This is a genomic window from Rhizobium sp. UFLA01-1127 (assembly GCF_059803845.1).
In genome coordinates this window covers 1-6,875 of record NZ_JAUQTZ010000216.1, presented here as the reverse complement: position 1 = coordinate 6,875, position 6,875 = coordinate 1, and the positions used below count along the sequence as shown (strand labels likewise).

Annotated in this window: 9 protein-coding genes; 6 read left to right on the top strand and 3 right to left on the bottom strand. The window is 61.6% G+C overall.

Annotation, left to right across the window (positions count from 1 at the left end; genetic code table 11):
• The 6 genes from Q4Q11_RS30260 to Q4Q11_RS30235 all read left to right on the top strand — a co-directional run.
• A partial coding sequence (locus Q4Q11_RS30260; RefSeq protein WP_498571786.1) for an ABC transporter substrate-binding protein occupies nucleotides 1–717 on the top strand: 717 nt, incomplete at its 5' end.
• 82 nt (nucleotides 718–799) lie between these two features.
• Nucleotides 800–1,666, top strand: a complete 867-nt coding sequence (locus tag Q4Q11_RS30255) for a branched-chain amino acid ABC transporter permease (RefSeq protein WP_498571785.1) — start codon at nucleotides 800–802, stop codon at nucleotides 1,664–1,666.
• Entirely contained in the window at nucleotides 1,663–2,700 is a 1,038-nt protein-coding gene (locus tag Q4Q11_RS30250) for a branched-chain amino acid ABC transporter permease (RefSeq protein ID WP_498571784.1), read from the top strand. The genes Q4Q11_RS30255 and Q4Q11_RS30250 overlap by 4 nt, the downstream gene beginning before the upstream one ends.
• Nucleotides 2,697–3,401 (top strand): ABC transporter ATP-binding protein, encoded by a 705-nt coding sequence (locus tag Q4Q11_RS30245; protein WP_498571783.1) that lies wholly within the window; start codon nucleotides 2,697–2,699, stop codon nucleotides 3,399–3,401. Before Q4Q11_RS30250 ends, Q4Q11_RS30245 begins: the two co-directional genes overlap by 4 nt.
• 1 nt (nucleotide 3,402) lies before the next feature.
• Nucleotides 3,403–4,119, top strand: coding sequence for an ABC transporter ATP-binding protein (locus Q4Q11_RS30240; protein ID WP_498571782.1), 717 nt, complete (start codon nucleotides 3,403–3,405; stop codon nucleotides 4,117–4,119).
• A 16-nt stretch (nucleotides 4,120–4,135) separates the two neighbouring features.
• Nucleotides 4,136–5,080 carry an AraC-like ligand-binding domain-containing protein gene (locus tag Q4Q11_RS30235; RefSeq protein WP_498571781.1) on the top strand — a complete coding sequence of 315 codons (945 nt, stop codon included), beginning with the start codon at nucleotides 4,136–4,138 and terminating at the stop codon, nucleotides 5,078–5,080.
• Between the two features lie 44 nt (nucleotides 5,081–5,124).
• On the opposite strand, the gene Q4Q11_RS30230 is transcribed toward Q4Q11_RS30235, so the two are convergent.
• The 3 genes from Q4Q11_RS30230 to Q4Q11_RS30220 all read right to left on the bottom strand — a co-directional run.
• Nucleotides 5,125–5,514: a nuclear transport factor 2 family protein gene (locus tag Q4Q11_RS30230; protein ID WP_498571780.1), complete on the bottom strand. Its 390-nt coding sequence runs from the start codon at nucleotides 5,512–5,514 to the stop codon at nucleotides 5,125–5,127.
• A 7-nt stretch (nucleotides 5,515–5,521) separates the two neighbouring features.
• Nucleotides 5,522–6,301 carry a MoaF C-terminal domain-containing protein gene (locus tag Q4Q11_RS30225; protein WP_498571779.1) on the bottom strand — a complete coding sequence of 260 codons (780 nt, stop codon included), beginning with the start codon at nucleotides 6,299–6,301 and terminating at the stop codon, nucleotides 5,522–5,524.
• 18 nt (nucleotides 6,302–6,319) lie between these two features.
• A partial coding sequence (locus Q4Q11_RS30220; protein WP_498571778.1) for an SDR family NAD(P)-dependent oxidoreductase occupies nucleotides 6,320–6,875 on the bottom strand: 556 nt, incomplete at its 5' end.

Here is a 6,875-nt window from a genome sequence, read left to right as displayed (position 1 = left end):
GGGCCGAATATTCCGAATGTCGGAACCTGGTCCTGCGAGGGCGTTACCCAGCTCGCAAAGGAAAAAGGCCTGAAGGCTCAGATAATATTGATGGACCCCGGCACGGCCGATTCGACGTCGATCATTCTGCAGGCGGCGGCTTCCAAACCCGACGTGATCATCCTGGGTCTGCCCAAAGGCGTCACGGTGCCGCTTCTGACAGCCGCTGAAGAGCAGGGGCTGAACCAGAGTATAAAGTTCCTAAGCGCCGCCTCGGCTTATGATCTTTCGGTGCCGGGAACGATCGGCGCCGGCTGGGACGGAAATTTCACCGTCAACATGGAGTTCAACGATCTCGAAGCCAAAACGCCCGACAACCAGAATTGGCTGGCCGTCATGGATCAGTATGGCCAGAAGTCCGACCCGCGCGATACCTTCGCTCAGGCCGGTTACCTGTCGGCCCGCATTGCTGAGAAGGCCTTGATGACGCTCGATCCCGGCAACATCAACCGCGAGACGGCATCCGCTGCCGTGCGCCAGATCAAGAACTTCAAAAGCGATATCTTCTGCGCTCCCTGGTATTTCGGTGATGGTCAGGCCCGCCACAACGCCAATTCCACGACGCGCATGGCCGTCAGTGAAGGCGGCAAGTGGAAGGTCGTATCCGATTGCGCACCGTCGCCGGACCTTGAACTGAAGGACGTGCGCGCCTTCGAAAAGTCAGCGGGCATCAACTGAACCCAGAGGCTTGCCCCTGACGTTTGCCAATGTGTTCCGCGACCGTAGGCCGCGGAACTGGGCGACCCGAGAGGATCGATTTATGAACATCCTGCCTTTCATCATATCCGGGCTTGGGATAGGCGCTGTCTACGCGCTGTCCGGTGTCGGCCTCGTGGTTCTGTTTCGAGCGACCGGCGTTCTCAATTTCGCGTTTGGTGCGTTCGGCGCAATCGGCGCGCATTGCGCCTGGCAATTGCTCGAGTGGAAGATGCCGCTAGCCGCCGCCATCCTTGCCGCCGTTGCCGTCTCGACCGCGATCAGCTTTCTCTATGGCCGGGTATTCGCACCCATGCTGTCGCATCGCGATATCGTCGTACGTGCCGTCGGAACATTGGCGCCGGCGCTCGTCCTGATCGCGATCATGGGCGTCATCTGGGGCGAGCTCCCGCGCCGCCTGCAGTTCCCGACCGATCAGATGTTCGTTTCTCTCTTCGAGGTTCGCCTGACTTTGACACGTATCATCGCCATCATCCTTGCCGTCGCCATGGTCGTAGCAATCACGCTGCTCCTGAACCGAACGCGTCTCGGCCTGGACATGCGCGCCCTTGCCAATGACCGCGATCTCAGCGCCGTTCTGGGCGTACGCATCCTTTACACGGAAACTGCCGCCTGGATCATTACGGGTATCTTCTCGGGCTTGGCCGGGCTGTTGCTTGCCGATCTCGTGCGGCTGCAGGGAACCTTTCTGACACTGCTGGTCATACCCGCAATCGCCGCTGCGATCCTCGGTCAGTTGCAGTCGCTGTGGCAAACGGCCGTCGCCGGCATTCTGATCGGCATTGCCGAAGCCGTCCTGACGCCGATCGCCTGGATATCACCCTATCGCGCGGCGGCGCCGTTCATCATCGCGCTTGTCGCAGTCACAATCCTCGGAGGCACCGCGAAAGTCGCGTTGAAGGACCGATGACCGTTCAGGAGCAAACAATCGCCCCAGACGCCGAAGGCATATCGATGATGCGCCTGCCCAAGCAGCTTCTTCATGTGCCCGTGACGATGCTGGCTTTTTCGGTCGTCGTCGCCTGCCTTGCCAATTCCTTTTGGCTGTCTGCCGCAACGTCTGCCGTGGCACTTTCGCTGTCGGTTGCGGGGCTCGCCATTCTCTATGGCCAGCTTGGTCTGGTCTCCCTTTGCCAATTTGCGCTTGTCGGCGTCGGCGGATGGGCGACGCTGCGCATCGGCCACGCATTTCACCCGCCTTTCGAGTTGAGCCTGCTCGCCGGAGCTGTCGCCGCGTCGGTGGTGGGGCTGGCATTCGGCGTGCCGGCGCTGCGTCTGCGTGGTCTCTATCTCGCGCTCGTGACGCTGATGCTGGCCGGCGCCTTTCAGATCGTCATCAGCGCCTGGGGTTTTCCAGATGGAGGTCCCGGCTTTCTGGGGCGGGCTGACGGCTCCGGTCGCGCAATGCTGGCAAGACCTGCGATCGCCGAGGGGGAAGTCGCCTATTTCCTTTATGTCTGTGGGGCGGCAGCGATCGGTCTGCTGATCGCACAATGGCATAAGCTTTCCCGTCCCGGCCGGGCGTGGGCGCTGATCCGCAAGGGCGAGACCGTCGCGGTTGCAAGCGGCGTCAATGTCTTAATCTACAAGGCCTGGGCATTCGCACTGAGCGGCTTTCTCGCCGGCCTTGCAGGCGGCCTGCTTGCGGGTAATGTCGGCCAGCTCGACGGGCGTGCCTTCGGAGCTTTCGAAAGTCTCAATCTCTTTGCGCTCGCCATCGTCGGCGGTGTCTTCAATTGGTACGGCGCCTTGATCTCCGGTCTGCTGCTGCGCGCGGTGCCGGCCTTGCTGACCGATCTTGGTATCGATGGTTACGTCACGATCGGGATTTTCGGCGTCGCGCTCTTTCATGCGCTGGCCACGGCACCGGCCGGCATCGCCGGCCAGATATCGGCGCTGATCCGCCGGCTGAGCGCCGGCCTTTCCCGCGAGAGGACACGATGATCAAAATCGATAATCTCATCGTTCAATTCGGCGGCGTCAGGCCGATCAACGAACTCAGCGCCGTGCTGACGGCGCCGGTGGCCGGCCTTATCGGCCCGAACGGTGCAGGCAAGACCACTTTGCTCAATGTGCTCTCCGGTTTCGTGAAGCCAATTCAGGGGTCGGTCTCGCTTGGCGAACGGGCATTGCTGCCGATGACGCCGCTGCAGCGCGTTCGGGCAGGGTTGCGCCGCTCGTTCCAGACCGAGCAGGTGGTCGAGGACCTGTCGGTCGCCGGCAATATCGCCGCGATCGCCGATCATGTCGTCGTCACCGGGCATCGGTCGGGCGCTGTCGATCAGGCTCTTTCCTTTGTCGGCCTGACGGCGGTCGCCGATCGGCTCGGCCAATCCCTCAATCTCTTTCAACGCCGCCTAGTCGAGCTCGCGAAATGCGTGGTCGGCGAGCCGAAGCTCGTTCTGCTCGATGAGCCGGCCGCGGGCCTCACCGAAGAGGAAGGCAAAGCCTTTCGCGAGCTGGTGCTGCGCATCCCGGCCGAGTTCCGCGCGCAGGTGCTGATCATCGATCACGATGTCGATCTCATCCGCTCCATGTGCAGCGAAACCATGGTGCTCGACTACGGCAAGCTTCTGGCGCTCGGCCCAACACACACGGTGCTCGCCGATCCCAATGTGCGCCGCGCCTATCTGGGGGAGTTCTGACATGAACCTCGCATCGGAAGTGAGCGTCGAGAACCTCGTTGTCGAGCGCGGCGGCAAGCGCGTCATTCATGGTGTTTCCTTTTCGGTCGCGGCCGGCAAGATCACGACACTGCTTGGCGCCAACGGGGCCGGCAAGTCGAGCACCGTCATGGCCATGGCGGGCGTCCTGCCGCGTGGCGGCTCCGTGCGTTTGGGCAGTATGACGCTCGAAGGGTTTTCGCCTGACAGCATTCGCCGGGCCGGTCTTGCGCTCGTCCCTGAAGGACATCGCGTGCTTGGGCAGCTTTCCGTGGAGGACAATATTCTCGTGGCAGCACTCGAGGGTTCGGCGGCAGCCCGCCGGCAAGGACTGGAACATGCCTATGAAATCTTTCCCGAACTTGCCGAGCGGCGACGTCAATCGGCATCGGATCTTTCCGGCGGCCAGAAGCAGATGGTCGCGATGGCGCAGGCCTTCGTCGCCAAGCCCCGTTTCATGATCGTCGACGAGTTGTCGCTCGGTCTGGCGCCGGCCGTGGTTAAGCGCCTGGCAGAGGCGCTGAAGATCGCGGCCGCCAGTGGTATCGGCGTTCTGCTGATCGAGCAGTTCGCCAACCTTGCACTCGATCTCGCCGATCAGGCGCTTGTGCTGGAGCGTGGATGCCTCGTTTTCACAGGCGCAGCCGTAACCCTCAGAGCACAGCCGGACATTCTCCACGGCGCCTATCTGGCGAGCTGAAGCGGAGGTATCTGGCATGGCTGCGGCATTTCAACGATATCTCGAGAGCGCCAATGGGCGAGCTTTTGCGGGACTGGCTCGCAACCTGTTCGGAAATGTTCGGCTCGATTTCAGCGCGGCCGACGAGGAAAAAAGCCGGATGACATCGGCCACGCTGGGCGCTTGCCGGCTGACGCGGTTGGAGGCAGATCGGCATGTCGTTTTTGGCGAGCGCGTCATGGCCGCGCCGAGCGATCCGGACACGATCAAGCTGCTGGTGCAGACCGAAGGCAGCGCCTTGCTTGCCCAGGGCGGACTGCATGTGCCGGTTTCGCCGAACGCGCTCGTGATCTACGATCCCAGCCACCCCTATATGCTGACGAACAGCACTCCGGTTCGCCAATTGCTGTTGCAATTGCCACGTCACGCGCTGCCCCATGCCGCGGTTGAACGACTGGTGCGGCCTTTCACGGCACATGCAGAGCATCACGCCATGTGCCGGATTCTGCTGTCGCTGATGGATTCGACCATGCATGAGATCGACCATCTCGACGAAGCACGGCGCTCCGGCGTCGGCCAGACCATGATCGATCTTGTCCGCACCCTGATGGATACGGACCTTCAGCAGGCAAGGCCGGTCGTCAATCCGCTGGATCTGCTGCTGCAGCGGATCAAGGAATTCATCGACGGCAATCTCGCGCGACCGGAGCTGAGCGTTGCCATGATCGCGCGCCGCATGGGCTGCTCGGTGCGCTACGTCTATCGCGCATTCGAAGTCGAGTGCCTGACGCCCTCGGACTACATCTGGGACCTGCGCCTGCAGAGAGCGGCCGAGCAACTACGCGCCGCCGGCGGCCATGCCGGGGAGATATCCTGGATCGCCTTCGCGCTCGGCTTTTCCTCCAGTGCGCATTTTTCAAGAGCATTCCGCCATCGCTATGGCGTTTCGCCGTCGCAATGGCGCAAGGCAAGGATTTCGTAGAAAGCGTAAGGTGACTCGGCACTCCGCCGGGCCACCTCGATGTCTCATCGCATGGATTCGGCCACTCTCAGCGTATCCGTGAACTGCTCGAAACGCCTGATCTTACCGCCGGCCACGCCCCAGACATGGACGACGCGGGCTTTGAAGGCTTTGCCCGTCCGCTTGTGCGTGCCGCTATAGTCTCCGACACCAACCACCTCGTCGCCGGCGTCGAGAAGACGTTCCAGCTTAAAGCGGTATCCGTCGAAGGCCTCGCTGAGCGCTTGAAAGACGTTCTCGAACACCTCCTGCGGGCCGACATAGGTGCCAGCACAGGGAAAACCGTCCATCTCCGTCCAGCGGCAGTCCGGAGCGATGTCGGCGAGCATGCCATCCATGTCGCGGCGGTCGTTGGCGTCGTAATGTGCCTTTACGATATCGAATGCTTTGCGCATGGCGTCCTCACACTGGTTCCTGGCCGGGCAGATAGTAGGTCATCGAAGCCTTACGGATGAAGGCGCCGGCCGGGCTGTTCTGGATACGGCCGTCGCCGGTGATGCCGAGGAACTTGCCTGTCGAACGCATATCATTGAAATTATAGAGGAATGTGGATGCGACCGCGATCTTGAACTCCCGGAAAGTGAAGACGTAGAGATTGTCGTCGAATTTGTAGGTCGTCGTGAGATCGACGTCGCCATGGCCGCGCTGCACGCCAACGAGGCACTGCCAGGCGTAGCGCCCGGACGAGAGATAGGTGTGCTCATAGACATGGTTGGGGCTATAGGTGAAATGCGCCCTGAGCCCGATCAGATCGCGGGTCTCATGCGGCACCGGCCCGCTCGCCGCGCCACCCTCGATGACACCCGGCCGGAAGATCTGGGCAACCTGCGGCTCGCCGACGGACTCCTTGAGATCACGGACAACCGAGCAGATGGAAAGCACGCGACGCGTTTCGGTATTGAGGATCAGCGTTTCGGCTTCCTTGGGACGGCTGGCAAAGACGATCTCCACGAAATAGGTTTTGGGCGCGACTTCGATCACTTCCGCCTTGTCGGTGTCGCCGTCCTCGCCTTCGGACCATTTGACCTTGCCGTTGGCGAAGGCGAGCGTGAGCGTGCGGCCGTCGTCAAAGCCGATTTTGTAAGACGAGCCGGTAAGGGCCTCGGTTGCCGGCAGCCGGTTCGTATCGATGCCGTAGGCGAATTCGTCGTAGGTTTTCCAATCTTTTGGATTTTGGTTCATGGCTGTTCCTCCTCTTGATCAGTCCGCAAAGGCGAGGGTGGGCAAATCGACAGTGCCGGCACCGCCGTCGACAGTCAGGATTGCGCCATTGATCATCGAAGCTTCGCTCGAGGCCAGAAAGCAGACGGCGTTGGCGACATCTTCGGCGGTCGCCGGGCGGCCGAGCGGCACGTCCTTGGTGACGAGCGCGTAGGCCTCCTCGATGGTCTTCAACTTGAACTTTTCGACGATGACTTGCATCTGCTCGTCGGCCATCGCGGTCGAAACCCAGCCGGGGCAGACGGTATTGGTGCGCACACCCTTGCGGCCGTAGTCACGCGCCAGCGATTTCGCAAGGCCGATGCAGCCATGTTTCATCGTGACGTAGCCCGCGGCATCCGGTCCGGCAAAGAGCCCAGCGATCGAGGCGAGAACGACGATGTTGCCGTGGTTCTTGATGAGATGCGGCAGGGATTCACGGGCGCTGACAAAGGCGGTGTTGAGATTGAGACGGACGGCGAGGTCCCATGTTTCATCCGACATGCTGACCGTCGGTCCGACACCATGCCCGCCGGCATTGGCGATCAGTATATCG

Coding starts and splice junctions, on each gene's coding strand:
- Q4Q11_RS30225 (WP_498571779.1), bottom strand. CDS start 6,301: ATGAACCAAAATCCAAAAGATTGGAAAACCTACGACGAATTCGCCTAC.
- Q4Q11_RS30230 (WP_498571780.1), bottom strand. CDS start 5,514: ATGCGCAAAGCATTCGATATCGTAAAGGCACATTACGACGCCAACGAC.
- Q4Q11_RS30235 (WP_498571781.1), top strand. CDS start 4,136: ATGGCTGCGGCATTTCAACGATATCTCGAGAGCGCCAATGGGCGAGCT.
- Q4Q11_RS30245 (WP_498571783.1), top strand. CDS start 2,697: ATGATCAAAATCGATAATCTCATCGTTCAATTCGGCGGCGTCAGGCCG.
- Q4Q11_RS30250 (WP_498571784.1), top strand. CDS start 1,663: ATGACCGTTCAGGAGCAAACAATCGCCCCAGACGCCGAAGGCATATCG.
- Q4Q11_RS30240 (WP_498571782.1), top strand. CDS start 3,403: ATGAACCTCGCATCGGAAGTGAGCGTCGAGAACCTCGTTGTCGAGCGC.
- Q4Q11_RS30255 (WP_498571785.1), top strand. CDS start 800: ATGAACATCCTGCCTTTCATCATATCCGGGCTTGGGATAGGCGCTGTC.